General features: G+C 63.7%; 16 protein-coding genes. 7 read left to right on the forward strand and 9 right to left on the reverse strand.

What is annotated here, in order from left to right:
- Window positions 1–20: 20 nt before the first annotated feature.
- The 9 genes from QMK33_RS06995 to QMK33_RS07030 form a co-directional block, all read right to left on the reverse strand.
- Window positions 21–1,214, reverse strand: a complete 1,194-nt coding sequence (locus QMK33_RS06995) for an ABC transporter permease (RefSeq protein ID WP_283563850.1) — start codon at window positions 1,212–1,214, stop codon at window positions 21–23.
- Complete coding sequence (locus tag QMK33_RS07000; RefSeq protein ID WP_283563851.1) at window positions 1,211–2,464, reverse strand: ABC transporter permease; 1,254 nt, start codon at window positions 2,462–2,464, stop codon at window positions 1,211–1,213. The genes QMK33_RS06995 and QMK33_RS07000 overlap by 4 nt, the downstream gene beginning before the upstream one ends.
- Before the next feature lie 150 nt (window positions 2,465–2,614).
- Complete coding sequence (locus tag QMK33_RS07005; protein WP_283563852.1) at window positions 2,615–3,301, reverse strand: ABC transporter ATP-binding protein; 687 nt, start codon at window positions 3,299–3,301, stop codon at window positions 2,615–2,617.
- A 135-nt stretch (window positions 3,302–3,436) separates the two neighbouring features.
- Window positions 3,437–4,969, reverse strand: a complete 1,533-nt coding sequence (locus QMK33_RS07010; RefSeq protein WP_283563853.1) for a TolC family protein — start codon at window positions 4,967–4,969, stop codon at window positions 3,437–3,439.
- Window positions 4,970–5,074: 105 nt separating this feature from the next.
- On the reverse strand, window positions 5,075–6,325 hold the full coding sequence (locus QMK33_RS07015; protein WP_283563854.1) for an efflux RND transporter periplasmic adaptor subunit: 1,251 nt from the start codon (window positions 6,323–6,325) through the stop codon (window positions 5,075–5,077).
- A 165-nt stretch (window positions 6,326–6,490) separates the two neighbouring features.
- The gene (locus QMK33_RS07020; RefSeq protein ID WP_283563855.1) at window positions 6,491–7,438 is read right to left on the reverse strand and encodes an SGNH/GDSL hydrolase family protein; all 948 of its coding nucleotides are present in this window, start codon (window positions 7,436–7,438) and stop codon (window positions 6,491–6,493) included.
- A gap of 127 nt (window positions 7,439–7,565) precedes the next feature.
- Window positions 7,566–8,861 (reverse strand): glycoside hydrolase family 5 protein, encoded by a 1,296-nt coding sequence (locus tag QMK33_RS07025; protein WP_283563856.1) that lies wholly within the window; start codon window positions 8,859–8,861, stop codon window positions 7,566–7,568.
- A gap of 161 nt (window positions 8,862–9,022) precedes the next feature.
- The gene (locus QMK33_RS23580; RefSeq protein ID WP_502867052.1) at window positions 9,023–9,238 is read right to left on the reverse strand and encodes a glycoside hydrolase family 30 beta sandwich domain-containing protein; all 216 of its coding nucleotides are present in this window, start codon (window positions 9,236–9,238) and stop codon (window positions 9,023–9,025) included.
- A 164-nt stretch (window positions 9,239–9,402) separates the two neighbouring features.
- Window positions 9,403–10,509: a glycoside hydrolase 5 family protein gene (locus QMK33_RS07030; protein ID WP_283563857.1), complete on the reverse strand. Its 1,107-nt coding sequence runs from the start codon at window positions 10,507–10,509 to the stop codon at window positions 9,403–9,405.
- A 305-nt stretch (window positions 10,510–10,814) separates the two neighbouring features.
- On the opposite strand from QMK33_RS07030, the gene QMK33_RS07035 reads away from it, so the two are divergent.
- The 7 genes from QMK33_RS07035 (at window position 10,815) to mraY (ending at window position 20,024) form a co-directional block, all read left to right on the forward strand.
- Window positions 10,815–11,828, forward strand: coding sequence for a glycoside hydrolase family 43 protein (locus QMK33_RS07035; protein ID WP_283563858.1), 1,014 nt, complete (start codon window positions 10,815–10,817; stop codon window positions 11,826–11,828).
- 392 nt (window positions 11,829–12,220) lie between these two features.
- Complete coding sequence (gene mraZ, locus QMK33_RS07040) at window positions 12,221–12,703, forward strand: division/cell wall cluster transcriptional repressor MraZ (RefSeq protein WP_283563859.1); 483 nt, start codon at window positions 12,221–12,223, stop codon at window positions 12,701–12,703.
- A complete protein-coding gene (rsmH, locus tag QMK33_RS07045) occupies window positions 12,700–13,641 on the forward strand; it encodes a 16S rRNA (cytosine(1402)-N(4))-methyltransferase RsmH (protein ID WP_283563860.1) in 942 nt (313 codons plus the stop codon). The genes mraZ and rsmH overlap by 4 nt, the downstream gene beginning before the upstream one ends.
- Window positions 13,642–13,645: 4 nt before the next feature.
- Window positions 13,646–14,632, forward strand: a complete 987-nt coding sequence (locus tag QMK33_RS07050) for an FtsL-like putative cell division protein (protein WP_283563861.1) — start codon at window positions 13,646–13,648, stop codon at window positions 14,630–14,632.
- Entirely contained in the window at window positions 14,616–17,138 is a 2,523-nt protein-coding gene (locus QMK33_RS07055) for a penicillin-binding transpeptidase domain-containing protein (RefSeq protein ID WP_349361698.1), read from the forward strand. The genes QMK33_RS07050 and QMK33_RS07055 overlap by 17 nt, the downstream gene beginning before the upstream one ends.
- Entirely contained in the window at window positions 17,135–18,607 is a 1,473-nt protein-coding gene (locus tag QMK33_RS07060; protein ID WP_283563862.1) for a UDP-N-acetylmuramoyl-L-alanyl-D-glutamate--2,6-diaminopimelate ligase, read from the forward strand. Before QMK33_RS07055 ends, QMK33_RS07060 begins: the two co-directional genes overlap by 4 nt.
- Window positions 18,608–18,803: 196 nt before the next feature.
- A complete protein-coding gene (mraY, locus tag QMK33_RS07065; protein WP_283563863.1) occupies window positions 18,804–20,024 on the forward strand; it encodes a phospho-N-acetylmuramoyl-pentapeptide-transferase in 1,221 nt (406 codons plus the stop codon).
- The last annotated feature ends 11 nt before the right edge of the window (window positions 20,025–20,035 follow it).

The raw sequence follows: 20,035 nt of genomic DNA on the forward strand, positions 1-20,035 counted from the left end.
TTGCCCCACCCGCTGCTTTATTATTCCTCGCGCAGGGCCACGGCGGGCTGAATGCCCGCCGCCAGCTGGCTGGGGTACAGCGCGCAGACGGTGGCCAGCAGGTAGAGGCCGCTCGCCGCCAGCGCCATGGCCGTGCCATACACGCCGGCTTTCACATCCAGCACGCCCAGCAGCGGAAACTGCGCCGCCACCAGCAGCCCCAGCCCCAGGCCAAAGGTCGTCAACACCAGAATCTCACCCAGCACCTGCCGGCTGATAGCCGCCCCGGTAGCGCCCAGCGCCCGGCGCACCCCCAGCTCGGCCCGGCGCTGGTTGATGTTCAGCCACAATACCCCAAAGAGACCCAGCGCCACGTTGACCAGCAAGAATACGCACACCACGCCTAGGATGGCGGGGGGCGTGAGGCTGAACTTGAGCTTCGTTGCACGCTCGTCGGGCAGGGCCACGATAGAACTCGCCCAGCCGCCGCTCGCGGCCCTTATTTCCGCATTCAGCTGCTTTTCGAGGGCCGCGCCGCTGCCGGGCTGCACCCGCACCAGCAGGTTGAAGAGTGCCCGCGCCGTATCCTGCGGGCTGATGTAGAGAAAGTAGCCCGGCTGGGGCTCGCTCAGCTCGCCCCCGGCGCGGTAGGGCCCACTCACGCCGACGATACGGTAAGTTTCCCGGTCGTTGTCGGTAATGAGCTGGCCCAGTGCCGACTTGCCATCGGGAAACAGCGCCGCCTGGGTCAGCTCGGTAACGATGATGGGCGGGTAGCGCGCGCTTACTTCGTCGCGCTGGTCAAACCACCGGCCGGCTACCATGCGCAGGCCCATCACGTCGCGCAATTCGGGCCCGGCATCGTATATATCGCCGTAAGCGTCCGGTCTATTCTTCCCCTCGCGCGCCTTGAACTCCGCCGTGTTAGTGGTGAAGGCGAAGGGCGTGTTGTCCACGCTGCGCGAGAGCGTGACTACGCCCGGCGTGCTACGCAGCCGCGCCAGCACCCGCTGCAAGCTGGCAAACTGCTCGGCGGCGGGCTGGGTGCCGGGGTTGAGCTGCACTTTCCACACGTTGTCGTAGGTGAAGCCCAGCGGGGCGCGGTAGTTGAGCCAGCTGTACACGCCCACGCTGCTCACGGCGAAGAGCACCACGAAGGCCAGCAAAATCTCCAGAATCAGCAAGCCGTTGGCGCGCTTGCGGTTCCACATCAGGGTAATCAGGTGGCGTATCATGCGGCGATATCTCCTTTAAGGGCCTTGACGGCCTGTAGCTTCGACATTTTATAAGCCGGGTAGGCCCCCGACAGAATTCCGAAAAACAGCACCACTCCCAGCGCCACGCCAAACACCCGGCCGTTGAGGGCGTAGTTGGAATAGGCAAAAAAGTGGCTGCCATTGAGCAGCGCCAGCGCGCCCGCCGCCAGCCCCAGCCCCAGCACGCCACCCAGCAGGGTCAGGAAGATATTTTCCAGCAAAAACTGGCCAACCAGCCGGCCCGCCGTGGCGCCAAACGCCTTGCGCACCCCAATCTCACCCGAGCGCTCCAGGGTGCGGCTCACGTTGATATTCACCAGGTTGAGGGCCGGCAGCAGCATAAACAGCAGCCCCAGCCCCAGCAGCAGGCCCGTGAAGCGTCCCACCCCGCCGTCGGCCCCGGCGTTGTCGTCGAAGCGCGCCGTGTAGGAGGCCAGCAGGGTTTGGGCGCGCATATTTATTTTTTTAAATATTTTGGGGTCGGGGAGCGGAGTGTGCCGCACCAGCTGCTGCACTTCGTCCTGGATGGCGGGCACGTCGGCGGCCTGGCGGGCCAGCACAATGGCCTGGTACTTGCCCAGCAGGTCGGGCTTGCGCAGGTCGTCGGGGCCGGTGGTCACGGGCGTCCACACCTCGGCGTAGGAGTTGGCGCGGGCCACGGGCACGTCGCGCACCACGCCCACCACCTGGTAGCGCACGGCATCCGCCTCCAGCGGCCGGCCCACCACACCCACCGCCGTGCCGAAGTAGCGCCGGGCCGTGCTCTCGTTGATAACCGCCAGGTGGGCCGCGTCGCGCACCTCGGTGGGGTTGTAGGGCCGGCCGGCCACGAAGTCAAAATCCAGCACCTGCCAAAACTCGCCATCGGTGCGCTTGAGGTCGAGCTTGAGAATCTGCTGCCCCACGTAGGCCGTGGCCACGTTGAAATTAGCTTCGCTGAGCGATACCTTTTCGGGCGTTTTGAGGGTGCGAATATGCTGATTAAGAAAGCCGTAGCCCACCGCGTTGTTGCTCTGCCCTCCCTCGCGGTACAGCAGCTGCATGCGGCTCACGTACAGCAGCCTATCTGCCTGCAGCTCGGGCCGGTGCGGCCCCACGGTGAAGTCGAACAGCGCGTACACCACCAGCAAAATCATCAGCGTGAAGCTGATACCAAACAGGCTGATGGCCGTGAAGAACTTACGCCGGAGCAGGACTTTCCAGGCAATTTTGAGGTAGGAGAGAAGCATTGTTTTTGAGCTTTAAAAGTCGGCTGTCATTGCGAGGAGGAACGGCGAAGCAATCTTTCCTTCACAAAAAATTAGTAATCAAATAGTTAGGAAAGATTGCTTCGTCGTTCCTCCTCGCAATAACAGGCGGTACGGGCGCCGTATTCCTGCTCAGGCCACCTGCCGGCCGTCGAAAAACCGGATGAGCCGCTGGGTTTTGCGGGCCTGCTGCTCGTCGTGAGTCACCATCACCAGGGTGGTGCCCTGGTCGCGGTTGAGGCCCAGCAGCAGCTCCATTATTTCCTCGCCCATCACCGAGTCTAGGTTGCCGGTGGGCTCGTCGGCCAAAATGATTTCGGGCTGCCCGGCCAGGGCGCGGGCAATGGCCACGCGCTGCCGCTGCCCCCCGCTGAGCTGCGCCGGAAAGTGGCCGGTGCGCGCATTGAGGCCTACCTGATCGAGGGCGGCCAGGGCGCGGCGGCGGCGCTCGCTGCCCTTCACGCCGGGCCGGTACAGCAGCGGCAGCTCCACGTTATCGACTACCGAGAGGTCGTTGATGAGGTGGTAGCTCTGGAAAACGAAGCCGATTTTGTGGTTGCGCAGCCCCGCCAATTCTTTATCGGAGTAGGAGGTAACCGGCCGGCCATCAATCTCAATGGTGCCGCTGCTAGGCTCATCGAGCAAGCCCATGAGGCTGAGCAGCGTAGATTTACCGCAGCCGCTGGGCCCCATCACCGACACAAATTCGCCGCGCGCGATGCTGATATTGACCTGGCTAAGGGCCACGGTTTCAATGGTTTTGGTTTGGTACACCTTTTCGAGGTTGGTAAGCCGGATGACGGGGGGAATGGGTTGCATAAGGAAGGGGTGGTAAGGAAGGAAGTAGCGCGAAGTTTCCACTTCGTGCGCGAGCGCAGCGAGCAGGCGGGGCCGGGCGGCGCGAACGACGGTGCTCGCTGCGCTCACGCACGAAGTGGAAACTTCGCGCTACGGCTACTCCGCCGCCAGCGGCTGCTGGGTTTCGAAGTCAAATAACGTGAGTCCTCTGAGCCGATAATACCCCACCCAGCCGGCGCGCAGGGTCAGGATGTAGCCGCGCCGGGCCAGGTCTTTGGCGGCCGAGGCCAGCGTGAGGTCGGTGAGGCTGAGGCGGCCGGCCTCGTAGGTGGCGCGGGTGATGGCGTAACGGCGCTGGGCCAGGGTGTCGGCGCGGGCGGCGCGGCGGGTTTGCCCGGCCAGGGTAGGCACCTGGCTGGCCTGGGTGAGCACGTTTTGCGCGAAGCTGCGCTCGTCCTGGCTCACGGCGGCCTGGGTTTGGTCGCGGGCCAGCTCGGCGGTGCGGATGGTGGCGCGGCGGCGGCCCCAGTCCACGAGCGGCAGCGAAAAGGCCAGCGCCACCTGCTGCTGGTTTTGCAGAGACAGGTAGCTATCAGCCAGATACGGCGCCTGGTTCACGTAGCCCAGGTTGGCTGTGAGCGTGGCCAGCAGGCCGGTAGTGCCGCGCGCCAGGGCTACCGTGCGGGCGGCTTGCAGCTGCCGCCGCTGAAAGGCCAACACCGCCACCCGGTGCTGCCGGGCCTGGGCCAGGGCCTCGGCGGGCACCACGGCCGGGGTGGGCGCGGGGGTGGGCACGGCCAGCGGCGGGGTGGCGGCATCGGCCTCGGCGGCGGGCAGGGCGCAGTAGGTGCGCAGGCCCACGGCGGCGTTGTCGGCGTCGAGCAGGGCCTGGGCTTGGGCCTGCTGGGCGTCGAGCAGGTTGAGCTCCAGTTGGAGTAAGTCGCTCTGGGAGAGGCGGCCCAACTTGTATTTCTCGCGGCCCACGCGCAGCAGCTCGGCGGTGGCCTGGGCGTTTTGGCCAGCCACGGTGGCGTTTACCTGCTGCAAGAGCACGTCGAAATACAGCTCGGTCACGCGCTGGGCAATGGCCTCGCGGTCCTCCAGGTACTGGCGCTGGCTTTCCTGGTACAGCAGCGGCTCGATGCGGCGGTCCCACTTCAGGCCGTTGAAGTAGCCCAGCGGCTGGTTCAGGCTGAGGTTAAAGGGCTGGGTATTATACTGTTTGGTATTGCCCACAAAGTTGTCGAAGCGCTGCACCTGCGAGCCCACCACCACCTGCCCGCCCGTGAGGCCGATGTTCTGGGTCACGGCCAGGCCCAGCAGCGAGTTGTTGTTGCGCACCGACTGGAAGGCGATGGTGCCATCGGGCTGCACCACGGGTGTGATGAGGCGGTTGAAATTGGGCACCGTGCCCGCCAGCGCCAGCTGCGGCCGGTAGCTGGCCTGGTAGGCGCGGTAGGCCCAGTAGCCGCCCTCGCGGGCGGCGCGGGCTTGCAGGCTGGGGGCGGCGGTAGTGAGGGTTTGCTGGATGAGGGCGGGCAGGGTGAGGGTTTGGGCGGAAGACTTTAGGGCTAGGAGAAGCAGAATCGCCCTCCACGGAGCGCCCCACCCCCCGGCCCCCTCCCCTGCGGGGGAGGGGGAGCCTGACGACTTTTGGCTACTTGACGATTTAGTGCGAGTGAAAATCACGGTTGATTTTTTAATGATTCTGTGGTGTGAGGAGTCATCAGGCTCCCCCTCCCCCGCAGGATTCCGCGCATAAAGCGGCGAAGGGCCGGGGGGTGGGGCTGCACGTTAGGGCGTAATCCGCAGCGCCGGCGTGTCCGCAAATGCCTTAGTATCCGATATAATCACCTCATCGCCTTTCGCTAACCCGCTCACTACCTGCACGTAGTCAGCGTTGCTGTCGCCGAAGTGCACCACGCGGCGCACGGCCCGGCCGCCGGCCAGCACAAACACCGGTTGCTCCTGGCCGCCCTGGTAAAAGGGGCCGTTGCGCAGGCGCAGCACGCCGCGGTGGGCGCGGGTTATCACGAACACGTCGGCCCGCAGGTTGGCGCGGAGCGCGGCGGCGTGGTCGTTTTCGAGGGTGGCGTAGAAGGTAACCACGCCCTTGTCGACGGCGGGGCTGATGCTAGCCACGGTGCCGCGCAGGTCGGTGCCGGGGCCGAGGCGCACCAGCACGGCGTCGCCGGGGTGCAGCTGGTCGGCGTAGCTATCGGATAGCGTGGCGCGCACCCGGAAGCGGCTGAGGTCGGCCACGCGGGCCAGGGCGTCGCCGGCCTGTACGGTGCTGCCGAGGTTGTCATTCACCCAGGTGAGCACGCCGGGCAGCTGGCTGCTGATGTCGGCCTGGCGCAGCTTGCTGGCCTGCTCGGCAATGCTGCGCTGCTGCATCGACACAGTGAAGCCCAGCTCGCGGCGGTCGGCGGCGCTGGCCCGGCGCTGGTTGGCTAGCTGCTGGCGCAGGCGCTGGGCTTCGAGGCGGGCGGTGCGCAGGTTGAGCTCGGCCTGGCGCACCGCCTCGGCGGTGCCGCCCCCGATGCTGAGCAGGTGCTGCTCGTCGCGTAGCGCCGACTCCAAGCTATTGACTTTCAGGTCCTGGCCCTGCTGCTGGGCTTGCAGGTCAGTGAGGCTACGCTCCAGGGTGAGCTGCAATTGCGAGTTCTTGTTCTGGTTGCGCAGCTGCTCGTCGTCGAGCTTGGCCAGGGCCGAGGCGGCCAGGTCCTTATCGAGCTCCAGAATGGGCTGGCCGGGCTGCACCCGCGCGCCCACCGCCAGCAGCACCCGCCGCACGGTGCTCTGGATGGGGCTGACAATCACCGCCTCGCGCCCCGGAATAAGGATGCCGGCGGCCGTGAGGGCCGCGTCCACGTCGCCGGTTTCTACCGTGGCCGTCAGTATATCAACCCGCCGCAGGCTGGGCTGAAGGACGGCCCGCAGCCCCAGGCCGGCGGCTAGCAGCGCGGCCAGCGCCCCCAGGCCCAGCAGCCAGCGGTGCAGCCGGCGGCGGTGTTGCGTGGTAGTTGAAATGACTCTGTCCATGAGTGGGCAAGCGGTGAGGTAGTACCCTTTACCTAAGCCAAGCCCCGTGCCAGGGTCATAAAATATTATTAGTCAATCAATTGTAAGAGTATCCTGAAAAAGAGCTGCCCGAAAATGTGTCCATTTTCGGGCAGGGTGTCCAGTAGCGGGCAGCCGGTACAGGTCCTATTTTTTGGCGGCGCGCACTTGCTCGTAGGCTACTTTTTGGAGCCGCACGGCTACCTCGGGCGCGATGCCGAGGGCGGCGGCGGCTTGCTCCTGGCGGCCCAGCTTGCGGGGGTCTTTGCCGGTTATTTCGGCCAGTAGCACGCAGGCGTTGAGGTAGGCGCCGTAGGTGCTGGGGTGGTAGTAGTCGCGGCCCCAGAGGTCCACCTGGCCGGGCGCTAGGCCGTCGTAGGGGTTGGGGTCGGCCACGCCCTGGCGCATGGCGCGCAGCCAGGCGTCGCCGGCCGGGGCTACGCCTGCAAAGTGCTTGTTCTGAGCGGCTTCCTGGTAATAAGCGCGGTGCAGGTCGGCGGTCATCGAGTCGAGGGGCAGGCCGGTGTAGGGCTGGCCGGCGGGGTAGGTGAGGTCGGCGCGGGCCCAGGTTTGGTAGAGGTACACCTGGGCGGCGGGGTTGGCCGTGTGCACGGCCTGCTCCAGCTTGGTGGCGTAGGTAAAAAAGCGCGCTGGCTGGCCGCTGTGCCGCGTAGGCACCGGCCCGGTGCTGTAATCGTGCATCACCACTTGGTCCCAGCGCGGCTGCTGAATAATGGCCAACGCGCTGTCGTAGTGAAACTTAAGCGTTTGCCCGCTGATGGCTTCCAGGTGCACCTCGTAGCGGAGCCCGGCCTCGTCGGTGAGCTTCTTGAAAATGCCGGGGATGCCGCCCCACGGGCGCTGCTCGTGCTCGTACTTACGGCGGCGCTGCCCGGTGCGGTCGGGCTGGAAGTTCTCGTCGGTAACTGCCTGGTTATTATAGCTTAGTACGGGTTGAAAAGCGCCGTGAAAGAAGCTGTTGCCGATGAAGAGAATGACGACAGGCTTAGTAGGCCGGGGTTTTTTGGCGGCTGGGGCGGCGGCGAAGCTGGGTAGTGCGGTAGCCAGCGCCAGGCAAAGAGCAAGAGACTTCATGGTGGAATAACGAAAAAGAGGTGGTGTGTAGGGTAAGCTTTAGCTTGCCGGTAACAGAACGACTTATCTAGCTAATAAGCAGTCCCTTGTAAGCAATCGACTGGCAAGCTAAAGCTTACCCGACCTGCTACTTCTTCAGCTCGGCTTTGAGGGCGTCAATAGTTTCCGGGTTCGGCACGCAGTTCTTAAACTTGATGTTTTCCAGAATAACCGGCAGCTCGGCGGCGCTTTTTACATCGACCAGGTAGGGCGGCTTGATGCGCAGCAGGGCGGCTATGGGCTTGTCGTTGAAGCGCTTATACGTCCAACTGCACCAGCCAATGCCGGCTTGGTTGAGGTTGCGGGCGGCCTCACCCATCCACTGGGGGGTGTTTTCGCCGGTTTCGCCCACCCACACCGGCACGTTTTGGGCGGTGCGAAAGGCCAGCAGGTTGCCGATGGTGCCGAGCTGGTTGGCGTCGGGGTTGCGGGCGTCGGAGGCGTTGCTGAGCGGGTATTTGGGCAGGATGCTGTAGCGGTGAGCGTTGTACACCAGGTTCTCCTGGTGCGTGAACGTCTTCTTTTCCAAGTCGTTGTAATTGTTTCCGTAGCCGTTGCCCTCCAGCAGCAGCAAATGCTGGTCGCCGGTGGCGCGCACCGTGTTGATGAGGCGCTCCAGCATGGTATGAATGGCCGCGTTGCCGCCGGGCACGTTGTTGGGCTCGTTCACGAGGTCGTACATCGCAATGCGGCCGTCGCGCTGGTAGCGCCGGGCCAGGGTAGCCCACAAGCCGTTGGTAACATCCTGAAAGACTGGCTCTTGCCAGAAGTCGTTGGGTTGCAGGGCGTCGGCGATATTCGAGTCGGTGCCCTGCGCGCCGGGCGCGGCGTGCAGGTCGAGCACCACGTAGAGCTTGTTGGCTGCGCACCAGGCCAGTGTCTTGTCAATCAGCCGGATAGCTTCAAGCTTGGCGGGCTCCTGAAACAGCTCGCCCTGCTGCTGCCACTGCTTGAGCTGGGCCACGTAGCTGGCGTAGGGCACGGTGCCCCGAATCACGCCGTTGCGCACGGCGCGCTGCGCGGGCGTGAGAAACAGGTCGTAGTGCAGCGGCAGCCGAATGCAGTTAAAGCCTTGCTGGGCAATGAAGTCGATATCGGCTCGCGTGACGAAGTTATCGCGGTACTGCTGGTAGAACTTCTCCACCGCTGCGTCGCTCAGGCCGGCCTGGTAGAGCACTTTTTTCACCGAGCCCTGGGTGCCGCCGTAGTTGGGCTTCATCATGTAGCCTTCCTGGAGTAGCCAGCCGCCCAGGTTCATGCCTTGCAGGAGCACTTCGTGGTGCTGGGCATCCACTATTTTGGGGCCTTCGGCGCGGAGGGGGAGGCTGGTGGGCGTTTGGCCCAGGGCGGGCAGGGTAAGCAGGCAAAGCAGGAGCGTTTTCATGGGAATGAGAAAAGGAATCAGGTTGGAATAGACGCAAAAAAAGAACGTTATGCTGGCGAAGAAAGCATCTCGCTCGAATCGATAGGTGAGTGACCCTAGCGGCGCGCGCGATGCTTCCTTTCGGTCTGCATGACGTTTTTCCCCAAAATTATTATTGATTATCAGTTAGTTATATAGGTAGTAATAGAATGCGGCGGGCTGGTAGTAGTGGCTGCCTGGCCCTTCACCCGCCGCTGAAAATCCTGGGGCTTGTAGCCGCTGTTCATCACCACCACGGCCACTTTGCCGCCGGGGTTCTGGAAGGCCGTGCTGGAGAGCCAGTCGCGATTGGTGGCGGCGGCGATGCGCTCGGCCCCGGGGCGCCCGCCCGCAGGTATTGCAGCATAGCCAGCCTAACCTATTGCCGGCCAGCCGCCCGAGCCACCAGCCGGCACGGCCGCCACCAAAAAAGAGCTTGCCCAGCCGCGCCCCAGCGGGCCGCGAGCTGGCAAGCTCTTGTAAGGGGCAATAGCCAGGGCGCTACCGCCAAATAATTGCTTAGTTACTTGGTGTTTAGCTTTTTAATAAAATCGACTTCATCCTGGCGGTAGGGAGTGCCGTCCGTGCGAAACACCTCGTGGAACCACTCGGCCGGCTCCGAGCCATCGGTCAGGGGCGTGTCCCAGGCGTACTTGGTGTTGGTTTTGCCCGCCACGAGGCCCCAGTTGATGGCCGCCACGTGGTACTTCTTGAGCACGGGCAGTACGTTGGCGAAGCGCGAGTTGCGAGGCCGGGCCATGTACTCGGTGCAGATGAGCGGCCGGCCGTGGGTTTGGAGGGCTTCGATAAGGCGCTGCTGCTCAGGGCCATCGCCGTAGTTGTGGTAGGTAATCACGTCGGAATGCAGCGCCTGGTAGGTATTGAGGGCCTGAAAACCCATGTTCCAGAGGCCCGCGCTCAGGGGCTGGTCGGGGCGCACGGCCTCGGCCCAGGTAAACACGTTGCGCAGCAGTGGTAGCGAGGCCACCCCCTTGGTTGAATTGCCGGGCTCATTGTATAAGTCCCAGAGGGCGATGCGCTTATCGTGGGCAAAGCTGGTGAGTACGTCGGTTACGTAGGGCCGTAGCTGCACAAAGGTGGCCGAGTCGCGCGAGGCGGGGTCGCCGGGGTCCTGCACCCAGCCCGAGTTGTGAATGCCCGGCTTGGGCGCGGGCTGCGGGCCGGCCTTGGCATCCTTGTTCCAGCAGTCATCGAAGAACACTAAAATGGTCTGGATGTGGTGTTTATCGGCAATCGCCAGGTAGTCATTCACCCGCTTTTTGAAGCCCGCCGGGTCTTGCTGCCAGGCCAGGCTGTGCAAAAATACCCGCATGGTATTGAAGCCAATACCCTCGGCCCAGCCCAGCTCCCGGTCGATAGTGGTGGGGTCGAAGGTGGCGGCTTGCCACATTTCGAGCTGGTTGATGGCGGTGCTGGGGATGAAATTGGCGCCCGTCATCCAGGGGCGGGCGTTGTACCAGGCATTGGCCTTGGCGGCGGGCCAGCGGGCGGCCTGGCCCGTGGCCAGCGCGGGCGCGCCGCCCTTGGTTTTGGCTTTAACCTTTTGGGCCTCGGCGGCCGGGGCCCCGAGTAGGGCCAGGGCCAGCAGCAGCAAACTAAGCTTTTTCATACAACAGCGTGGGAATGTAGGGTATAACGAAAGGGCTAAGCTACGGCCGCAACTGCCGGTTGGCGTTACGGTGGGTAGTTGCAAATTTCCGCTCGCCGCGCCCGCCCGCACAGGTGTTTTCACCGCAGAAGAGTTGCAGAGGTCGTCCTTCTGCGAAGTCTTCTGCGGTGAAAACACGCTAATCTACCAACGTAGCCAATTTGCTGCACCTTTACGGACGGCCCCCCGGCCTCACTGCCTTCTCCCCCGTGCCCACTCGTCGTCACTTTCTTACGGGCTCGGCCACCGGCCTGGCTTTGCTCGCTATGCGCGTTCCTTCTGCTGCCGCCGCGGCCCGCACCTACACCAACCCGGTCGTAGCCCGCAATTTTCCCGACCCCTTCGTGCTGCGCCACGCGGGGCGCTACTACGCTTTTGGTACCACCGGCCGGGGCCGCACGCCCGACGGCCGCATTTTTGCCCTGCTCACCTCCGATAACCTGGTGGACTGGCAACCGGCGGGCGGCGCGCTTACGCCCCCGCCCGGTACCGAGCAGGCCGACTTCTGGGCCCCCGAAGTGGTGCTGCACGAGGGCACCTTTTATATGTACTACTCGCGGGGCGGCGGGGCCATTGGGGCCACCGTGGGCCACCAGCTGCACGTGGCCACCAGCCCGCGCCCCGAAGGCCCCTACACCGAAGTAGCCGCCCTGCCCGTGGCCGACAGCCAGTTTACCATCGACGCCCACGCTTTTCAAGACGTTGATGGCCAGTGGTATCTGTTCTACGCCCGCGACTTCACCGACACCAACGAGGGCTACTACCCCGGCACCGGCCTGGTGGTGGATAAGCTGGTGCGCATGACCCAGCTGGCCGGCCAGCCCCGCACCGTGCTGCGCGCCCGCCACGCCTGGACGCTCTTCGAGGCCAACCGCCTCATGCCCCTCTACGGCAACCGTACCTTTGCCCAGTGGCACACGCTGGAAGGGCCTTTTGTGCGCCGCCACGCGGGCAAGTACTACTGCTTTTTCAGCGGGGCCAACTTCCTCACCGACCGCTACGGCGTCGATTATTGCGTGGCCGACCACCCCTTGGGCCCCTACGCCGACTCGGGCTCCGATGCCGGGGCGCGGGTGCTGCATGCGGTGCCCGGCCACGTGCGCGGCCCCGGCCACCACTGCCACACCCGCAGCCCCGACGGCCGCACCGAGTACCTCGTGTACCACGCCTGGAACGCCGCCATGACCGAACGCCAGCTCTGCCTCGACCCCCTGGCCTGGACCCCCAAGGGCCCCCGCTGCCTGGGCCCTACCTACACGCCCCAGCCAGCGCCGCAGTAGCGCGGACTCTGCGAGTCCGTGCGTGGGAGCACCCTAGCATTCCCGCGCGCGGCCTCGCAGAGTCCACGCTGCCCGCCCACCAGGCAGTAAGCCACCATAAGCCTGTAAAACAGGGAATTAGAGTCAGCACCTTAAAATTAATGCAACATTGTTTCGCTAAAAATAAAAGTCAATCGGCTTGGAATTTGAACCACCGCAACTTGGCAAAATGCCGAAATCAGGGCTATATTAACAATGCAACAAAGTTTCATAATTAATAAAAAATGCCCCTGTGTATTTCTAAGGCTCTTTTGGGCCCGTGGTAGAAAGTGGTAGAAAGTGGCGGCTTTTTTGAAAGGCTCCGTACTTTTGTTATCTAGCCGCGGCTGCTGCCTAGCCTGGCCTTTTCTCCCATGCAACAGCTCCTGTCCGGCGAATACGACTGCAAGCTCGACCCCAAGGGGCGGCTGGTGCTGCCGGCCAAGGTGAAAAGCGCCCTGCCCGATACCTTCGCCAACCAGCTGGTGCTGGTGCGCGGCTTCGAGCCCTGCCTGGTGCTGTACCCCCGCGCGGCCTGGAACCTGATTCACGCCAAAGTCACTGCCCTCGACGAGTTTAACGAAGAATACCGCCAGTTTCAGCGCAATTTTTTGCGGGGCATGACGGAGGTGGAGCTCGACAGCATTGGCCGCTTTGGCCTGCCGGGCTCCATGCGCCGCTACGCCGGCCTCGATAAAGATGCCGTAATCGTGGGCCTCGGCAACCGCTGCGAAGTGTGGGACCCCACCCGCTACGACGACTACCTCATCAAGGACCAGCAGGCCTTTTCCAAGCTGGCCCAGAAGTTCTTGTCGGACACCCCCGAAACGCCGGCGCTGCCCGGCCTGGCCGTATGATTACCTACCCCAACGATACTGCCTACCACCGCCCCGTAATGCTAGCCGAATGCCTGGCCGGCCTCGACCTCGTGCCCGGCGGCCGCTACGTCGATGTCACCTTCGGCGGCGGCGGCCACTCGGCTCGCATCCTGGAGCAATTGCCTGAGGGCCATTTATATAGCTTCGACCAGGACGAGGCCGCCGAGCGCCAGTCGGCGGCCCTGGCCCGGCCGCAATTCACCTTCATCCGGGCCAATTTCCGGCACCTCACCGCCGAGCTAACCCAGCGCGATGCCCTGCCCGTGGATGGCCTGCTAGCCGATTTGGGCGTGTCGTCGCACCAGTTCGACACCGCCGCGCGCGGCTTCAGCACCCGCTTCGACGGCCCGCTCGACATGCGCATGGACCCGCAGGATGGCAGCGTGGCCACGGCTGCCGACGTGCTCAACGACTACGACGAGGCCGCGCTGCACCGCATTTTTGGCATGTACGGCGAGGTTACCAACGCCCGCACGCTGGCCGCCACCGTGGTGCAGGCCCGCCGCCAGCGCCCGCTGCGCACCATCCAGGAGCTCAAGCAGGCCATTCAGCCGGTGGTAGCCCGTGGCAAGGAAAATAAATACCTGGCGCAAGTATTTCAGGCCCTGCGCATTGAGGTAAACGATGAGCTGACTGCCTTGCAGGAGATGCTGACCCAAACGGCCCAGGTGTTGCGCCCCGGCGGCCGGCTGGTAGTCATGAGCTACCATTCGCTGGAAGACCGGCTGGTGAAGAATTTTCTCAGCCAGGGGAAGTTTTTCGGCCAGGCCGAGAAGGATTTGTACGGGCGCACGAGCCTGCCTTTTGAGTCGCTCACGCGCAAGCCCACCGAGGCCTCGGCCGAGGAAGTAGCTGAAAACAGCCGCGCCCGCAGTGCCAAGCTGCGCATCGGCGTTCGCACCTCTATTCCTGCGTAAGTACATGGCTGGTAATACGATACGTCCTAACACGGCTGGCCCGCCCCGTGCCAACACCCTGCGGCCCCCGCGCGCTCCCGAGCCTGCGCCCGAGGAGGTGCCGGCCGCTGCCGTGCCGCCGCCCGCCGCTGCGCCCGCCGCCCAGGCCCAGCCTGCCGCGCCCAAAAAGGCGGCCAAGCCCGCCCCAGCCCCGACCCCGGCTGCCGAATTCACCGCGCCCGCCTGGGAGCGGCACGAGGGCGTGTCGGCCACCGGCTGGAGTTTGTTTTCGCTACTCGACCGCTTCACCGGCCTCGACGGGCTGTTTCGGGAGGGCCTGCCGGTGCGCTTCCTGCCCAAAATGCTGTTCGTGATGCTGCTCACGCTGCTCTACATCGGTAATACGCACTACGGCAACCGCATGAACCGCAACATCCAGCGCCTCAAGCTGGAAACCGAGGACCTGCGCGCCGATTATACCACGCTGTCATCCGACTACATGGAGGCTAGCAAGCAGAGCGAGGTGGCGCGCAAGGTAGCCGCTATCGGGCTGGTAGAGAGCTCATCGCCGCCTTTCCGCATTGCCATTCCGGCCGGCCGCCTCGACCAGGCCGAGCTGGAAACCATGCCCGTGCTCACGGCCGACACGCTGGCCGCCCGCGCCGCCCGCGACTCAGTAGCCAGCGTGCGCGCCGACTCCATCCAGGGCCGCGCCCGCCGCCAGGAACTGGGCTTGTCTAACGATGATACGCCTGAGCTGGGCGCGCCGCCGCCCGGCGTAGCCCCCGAGGAAGCCGGCGCAACTGATAATGATAATGACTTGGAAAACAATGAGATATCCGATAGAAATAAAAGACCCCTCACCCGCGTTAACGGAGAGAAGAGTATAAAAAAGTCTAAAACGGCCCAATCAGTTCCACGGAGCGCTGTTTTTAAGAAGCCAGCCTCCTATTCTAAAGCCCAGAACCGCAAGCAGCAAGCAGATTCCAAAAACCATGAAAGGCAGCGTTAAAAAATCCATCGTCACGCGGGTGCGGCTCGCGTTTCTGGGGGTGGCGCTGTTCTCGTGCGCCGTGGCCTGGAAAATCTCGCGCATCCAGTACCAGGAGGGGGCCAAGTGGCGCGCCCTGGAGCAGGAGCGCCGCATTAGCTACCAGCCGGTGCCAGCCACGCGGGGCAACATCTTTTCGGATGATGGCAAGAGCATTATGGCCACTTCGCTGCCCTTCTACCGGGTGGCCTGGGACCCCGGCGTGGTCGAGGACGGCCTGTTTCGGGCCAACGTCGATTCGCTGGCCTGGCACCTGGCCCACTTCTTCCAGGACCGTAGCGTGGGGGAATACCGCCGCAAGCTGCTCGACGCTCACCGCGGCCACGAGGTACGCTACATCCGCCTGAATTCGCGGCAGATTAACTTCCAGGAAAAGAAGGAGTTCGCGAGCTGGCCCATCTTCCGGGCCAAGCGCAAGGGCGGGGTTATTTTTGAGAAGGTAGACAAGCGCTTCCGGCCCTTTGGGGGGCTGGCCCAGCGCACGGTGGGCTTCGTGAACGAGGACAACAACGGCGCAGGCCTTGAATTCACGTTCCAGCAAAAGCTGTCGGGCCGGGCCGGCGAGGCGCTGTTTGAGCGCGTGCCGGGCGGCCTCAAGCCCGTGTACGACGGCACCGAAATCAAGCCCCAGCCGGGCTTCGACGTGAAGACCACGCTCGACATCAACTTGCAGGATGGCGCCGAGGATGCCCTCTACAAAGCCCTGATTGCCAACGATGCCAAGTATGGCTGCGTGATTTTGATGGAAGTAAAGACCGGCGAAATCAAGGCCGTGGCCAACCTTGGCAAAACCGCCGACGGCACTTACAAGGAGGACTACAACTACGCCTTTGCCGACCAGGGCCGCACCGAGCCGGGCTCGACCTTCAAGCTGGCTTCGATGATGGCCGTGCTGGAAGCCGACCCCACTTTGCAGCTCGACGACGTGGTGGATACCGGCCCCGGCCGCATGCTCATCGGCGGGGCCGTGAAAACGGACTCGCACGCCAACGGCCGCATCACGGTGCAGCAGGTGTTTGAAAAATCGAGCAACATTGGGGTATCGCGGCTGGTGCAGGAGCACTTTTCGGGTAACCCCAGCCGCTACACCGACTACCTCAAGCGCTTCGGCCTCGACAAGCCCCTGGGCTTTCAGATGAACGGCGAGGCGCTGCCCTACGTGAAGGACCCGCGCGACCGTACTTGGAGCCGCACCTCGCTCTCGACCATGGCCATCGGCTACGAGCTGAAGCTGGCGCCCCTGCAAACGCTGGCCTTCTACAACGCCGTGGCCAACGGCGGCGTGAAGGTGGCTCCCATCATTGTGCGCGAAATCAAGCAGGCCGACCAAGTGGTGGAGCACTTCGACACGCAGGTGCTGAACCCCAAAATCTGCTCCGATGCCACGCTGCGCAAGCTGCACGCCATGCTCGAAGGCGTGGTGCTGCAAGGCACGGCCAAGGCCATCCGGCCCAAAGACTACAGCATTGCCGGCAAAACGGGCACCGCCTGGAAATTCAAAAACGGCCAGTATACGAAGACGTACTCGACCAGCTTCTGCGGGTTTTTCCCGGCCGACAAGCCCAAGTACAGCTGCATCGTGGTAATTGACTCGCCGAGCAAGGGCCGCATTTACGGCGGCGACGTCGCCGCCCCAGTGTTCCGCGACATTGCCGACCGCTGCATGGCCCGCGACCAGGCCAGCCAGCGGCCCATGCTGGCGCGGGTGCCCGCCCGGCGCACGCCCGTGCCGCTGGTGCGAGCCGGCTTACAGCAGGAAATTGCCCTGGTGTGCGACCGCATTGGCCTGCCCGGCCAGACGCGCGCCACCGGCGGCGAGGAGTGGGTGCGCGCCACCCGCGCCACCGATACGGCCTTCGTGGCCCGCACCGTGTCGCTGCGCCCCGATGCCAGCGTAGCCCACCCCGGCCGCATGCCCGACGTGCGCGGCCTGACGCTGCGCGACGCGCTGTTTCTGCTCGAAAACCGGGGCTTCAAGGTGCAGGCCAGCGGCACCGGCCGCGTGCGCGAGCAGTCGGTAGCATCTGGCAGCCCCGCCCGGCGCGGCCTGGTAGTGGGCCTCGTGCTTGTGCCTACCGCCACTATGGCCGCCGTACCCATGGCGCTGCCCGCCCCCGACCACACCGAAATTGCCGAGAACACGCTGCTGATTCCGGCTGAGGCCGGCACGCGCACCAAAACCACCAAGCTGACTGCTAAGCCGCTGACGAAAGCCGCCAAACCCACCACGCCCAAAGTTGCCAAACCGGCTGCTCCGGCTACCAAGCCCGCCGCTGCTAACGAAGCCACTTCGGCTAAGCCAGCTACCAAGCCCGACGGCAAAGCCAAAAAACCGACTAAAAAGCCCGACACCCGCACGACTCAGCGCAGTTCAGTGCCTTCCTCCGCGCTCTCTGCGGGAACTTCCCCCGCTAAGCCAGGCACGTCAATCGCCAAGTCGGCTACCAAACCCAAGAAATCCGCATGAGTACCCTGCCCCTCTTCGCCCTGCTAACGGACCTGGACGTGCTCACCCAGCACGGCAACCCCGACGCGCCCGTGGCCGGCCTCACCCTCGACTCGCGGCAGGCGGGGCCGGGCATGCTGTTCTGCGCCCTGCGTGGCACCGCCACCGACGGCCACAAGTTCATCGAGAAGGCGGTGCAGCAGGGTGCGGCCGTTATCCTCTGCGAAGAGCTACCCGCCGCGCTGAACCCGGCCACCACCTACGTGCAGGTGGCCGACAGCGCCGCCGCGCTCGGGCCCGTGGCCAGCGCGTTCTACGGGCACCCGTCGCGCCAGCTTACGCTGGTGGGCATCACGGGCACCAACGGCAAAACCACCTGCGCCACGCTGCTGCACAAGCTGTTGCGCGAGCTGGGCTACCACGCCGGCCTGCTAAGCACGGTGCAAAACCAGATTGACGAAACCGTCATTGCCAGCACCCACACCACGCCCGACGCCATCCGGCTCAACGAGCTGCTGGCCCAGATGGTGGCCGCCGGCTGCACCCACGCCTGCATGGAGGTGAGCAGCCACGCCGTGGCCCAGCATCGCATTGGCGGCCTGCGCTTTGTGGGTGGCGTATTCACCAACCTCACCCACGACCACCTCGACTACCACGGCACGTTCGACAACTACCTGAAGGCTAAAAAAGCCTTCTTTGACGCGCTGCCCAAAACCGCCTTCGCCCTCACCAACGCCGATGACAAGCGCGGCCCGGTGATGCTGCAAAACACGGCCGCCCACCGCGCCACCTACTCGCTGCGCACGGCCGCCACCTTCCGCGCCCGCCTGGTAGCCAATGAGATGCACGGCCTGCTGCTGGAGCTCGATGGCCAGGAAGTCCACTTCCGCCTCATCGGCGTGTTCAACGCCTACAACCTGCTGGCCGTGTACGGCGCGGCCGTGCTGCTGGGCGAAGACCCTACCGAGGCGCTCACCATCCTCTCGGGCCTGACGACCGCACCCGGCCGCTTCGAGCCCGTAACGGTACCGGGCCAGGCTATTACTGGCCTCGTGGACTACGCCCACACGCCCGACGCGCTCGAAAACGTGCTCCAAACCCTGCACCAGACGCGCCGTCCCGAGCAGCGCATCATCACGGTGGTGGGCTGCGGCGGCAACCGCGACGCAGCCAAGCGCCCCGTCATGGCGCGCCTCGCCGCCCAGCTTTCTGACCAGGTTATCCTTACGTCGGACAACCCGCGCGACGAGGACCCGCTCGCTATTCTGGCCCAGATGCAGGCCGGCATCCTGCCGCCCGCCGATGCGCACGCCCAGCTTATTGCCGACCGCCGCCAGGCCATTCGGGCCGCCGTGGCCCTGGCCCGCCCCGGCGATATGGTGCTGGTGGCCGGCAAAGGCCACGAAACCTACCAGGAAATTAAAGGTGTGAAATCACCCTTCGACGACCGCGAAGAGCTGCGCGCCGCGCTGCTGGAAATTATGAAGTAAAAATTAAGTGCCAGTTGTCATTGCGAGCGCAACATTCTGCGCATCAAGCAGAGATGGAGCGCGGCAATCTTTCCTTCACGCTAGGGTTACCAACCTAGTGAAGCGAACGACCAAGGAAAGATTGCCGCGCTCCATCTCTGTCTGATGCGCAGAATGTTTCGCTCACAATGACGAACGGCTCATAGTTCAAAACGAAATGCTCTACTACCTCTTTCGCTACCTGCACGAACACTTTCACATCCCGGGCACGGGCGTGTTCCAATACACGACCTTCCGCGCCGGGCTGTCGGTGATTGTGTCGCTGCTCATTGCCCAGATTTTTGGCGGCCGGCTCATCAAAGTGCTGCAAAAAAAGCAGGTCGGCGAAACCATCCGCGACCTGGGCTTGCAGGGGCAGCTCGACAAAAAAGGCACGCCGACCATGGGCGGCCTCATCATCTTGCTGGCCATTCTGGTGCCGGTGCTGCTGTTTGCCCGCCTGCGTAACATCTACATTATCTTGATGTTGCTGAGCACCGTGTGGCTGGGTTTGATTGGCTTTCTAGACGACTATATTAAGGTATTCCGCAAGAATAAGGAGGGCCTGAGCGGGCGCTTCAAAATTCTGGGTCAGGTGGGCCTGGGCATTACGGTAGGGTGGGTGCTGTTTTTCAGCGAGGAAGTCACCATCCGGCAGTACGTGCTGCCCAACGGCACGCTCTCGGAAATCGACGCCAGCAAGGTGTACCACGATGTGCACCTGATGATTACCACCGTGCCCTTCATGAAGAATAACGAGCTGAATTACGGCGACCTATTCGCCTCGGCGGGCGACATGTTTAACGGGCTCTACAGCATTCTCTACATCCCGATTGTCATTTTTCTGGTCACCGCCATCAGCAACGGGGCCAACCTCACCGACGGCCTCGACGGGCTGGCGGCCGGCACCTCGGCCATTATCGGGGTCACGCTGGCCATTTTTGCCTTCGTGAGCGGTAATGCGCTATTGGCTGATTATCTGGACGTTATGTTTATCCCCGATTCTGGGGAGCTGGTTGTTTTCTGCACCGCCTTCGTGGGGGCCTGCGTGGGCTTTTTGTGGTACAACTCGTACCCGGCGCAGGTATTTATGGGCGATACCGGCTCGCTGGCGCTGGGCGGCATCATCACGGTGCTGGCCCTCATTGTGCGCAAGGAAATCCTCATTCCCATTCTATGCGGCGTGTTTATCATTGAAAACCTGTCGGTAGTCGTGCAGGTAGGCTGGTTTAAGTACACCAAGCGCAAGTATGGCGAGGGCCGCCGCCTGCTGCGCATGTCGCCGCTGCACCACCATTACCAAAAGCTCGGCTACCACGAATCTAAAATTGTGTCGAGGTTCTGGATTGTGAGTATCATGCTGGCAATCATTACGTTGGTTACCCTAAAATTGCGCTAACGTGTAGGGTA

Origin of the sequence: Hymenobacter sp. H14-R3, assembly GCF_030063445.1 — a bacterium.
Taxonomy (GTDB): domain Bacteria; phylum Bacteroidota; class Bacteroidia; order Cytophagales; family Hymenobacteraceae; genus Hymenobacter.

What these genes read in the sequence shown, in the direction of transcription:
- QMK33_RS07000 (WP_283563851.1), bottom strand. Translation starts at nt 2,464, where the DNA reads ATGCTTCTCTCCTACCTCAAAATTGCCTGGAAAGTCCTGCTCCGGCGT.
- QMK33_RS07060 (WP_283563862.1), top strand. Translation starts at nt 17,135, where the DNA reads ATGAGTACCCTGCCCCTCTTCGCCCTGCTAACGGACCTGGACGTGCTC.
- QMK33_RS06995 (WP_283563850.1), bottom strand. Translation starts at nt 1,214, where the DNA reads ATGATACGCCACCTGATTACCCTGATGTGGAACCGCAAGCGCGCCAAC.
- mraZ (WP_283563859.1), top strand. Translation starts at nt 12,221, where the DNA reads ATGCAACAGCTCCTGTCCGGCGAATACGACTGCAAGCTCGACCCCAAG.
- QMK33_RS07030 (WP_283563857.1), bottom strand. Translation starts at nt 10,509, where the DNA reads ATGAAAAAGCTTAGTTTGCTGCTGCTGGCCCTGGCCCTACTCGGGGCC.
- QMK33_RS07025 (WP_283563856.1), bottom strand. Translation starts at nt 8,861, where the DNA reads ATGAAAACGCTCCTGCTTTGCCTGCTTACCCTGCCCGCCCTGGGCCAA.
- QMK33_RS07050 (WP_283563861.1), top strand. Translation starts at nt 13,646, where the DNA reads ATGGCTGGTAATACGATACGTCCTAACACGGCTGGCCCGCCCCGTGCC.
- QMK33_RS07005 (WP_283563852.1), bottom strand. Translation starts at nt 3,301, where the DNA reads ATGCAACCCATTCCCCCCGTCATCCGGCTTACCAACCTCGAAAAGGTG.
- QMK33_RS07020 (WP_283563855.1), bottom strand. Translation starts at nt 7,438, where the DNA reads ATGAAGTCTCTTGCTCTTTGCCTGGCGCTGGCTACCGCACTACCCAGC.
- QMK33_RS07055 (WP_349361698.1), top strand. Translation starts at nt 14,616, where the DNA reads ATGAAAGGCAGCGTTAAAAAATCCATCGTCACGCGGGTGCGGCTCGCG.
- rsmH (WP_283563860.1), top strand. Translation starts at nt 12,700, where the DNA reads ATGATTACCTACCCCAACGATACTGCCTACCACCGCCCCGTAATGCTA.
- QMK33_RS07035 (WP_283563858.1), top strand. Translation starts at nt 10,815, where the DNA reads ATGCGCGTTCCTTCTGCTGCCGCCGCGGCCCGCACCTACACCAACCCG.
- QMK33_RS07015 (WP_283563854.1), bottom strand. Translation starts at nt 6,325, where the DNA reads ATGGACAGAGTCATTTCAACTACCACGCAACACCGCCGCCGGCTGCAC.
- mraY (WP_283563863.1), top strand. Translation starts at nt 18,804, where the DNA reads ATGCTCTACTACCTCTTTCGCTACCTGCACGAACACTTTCACATCCCG.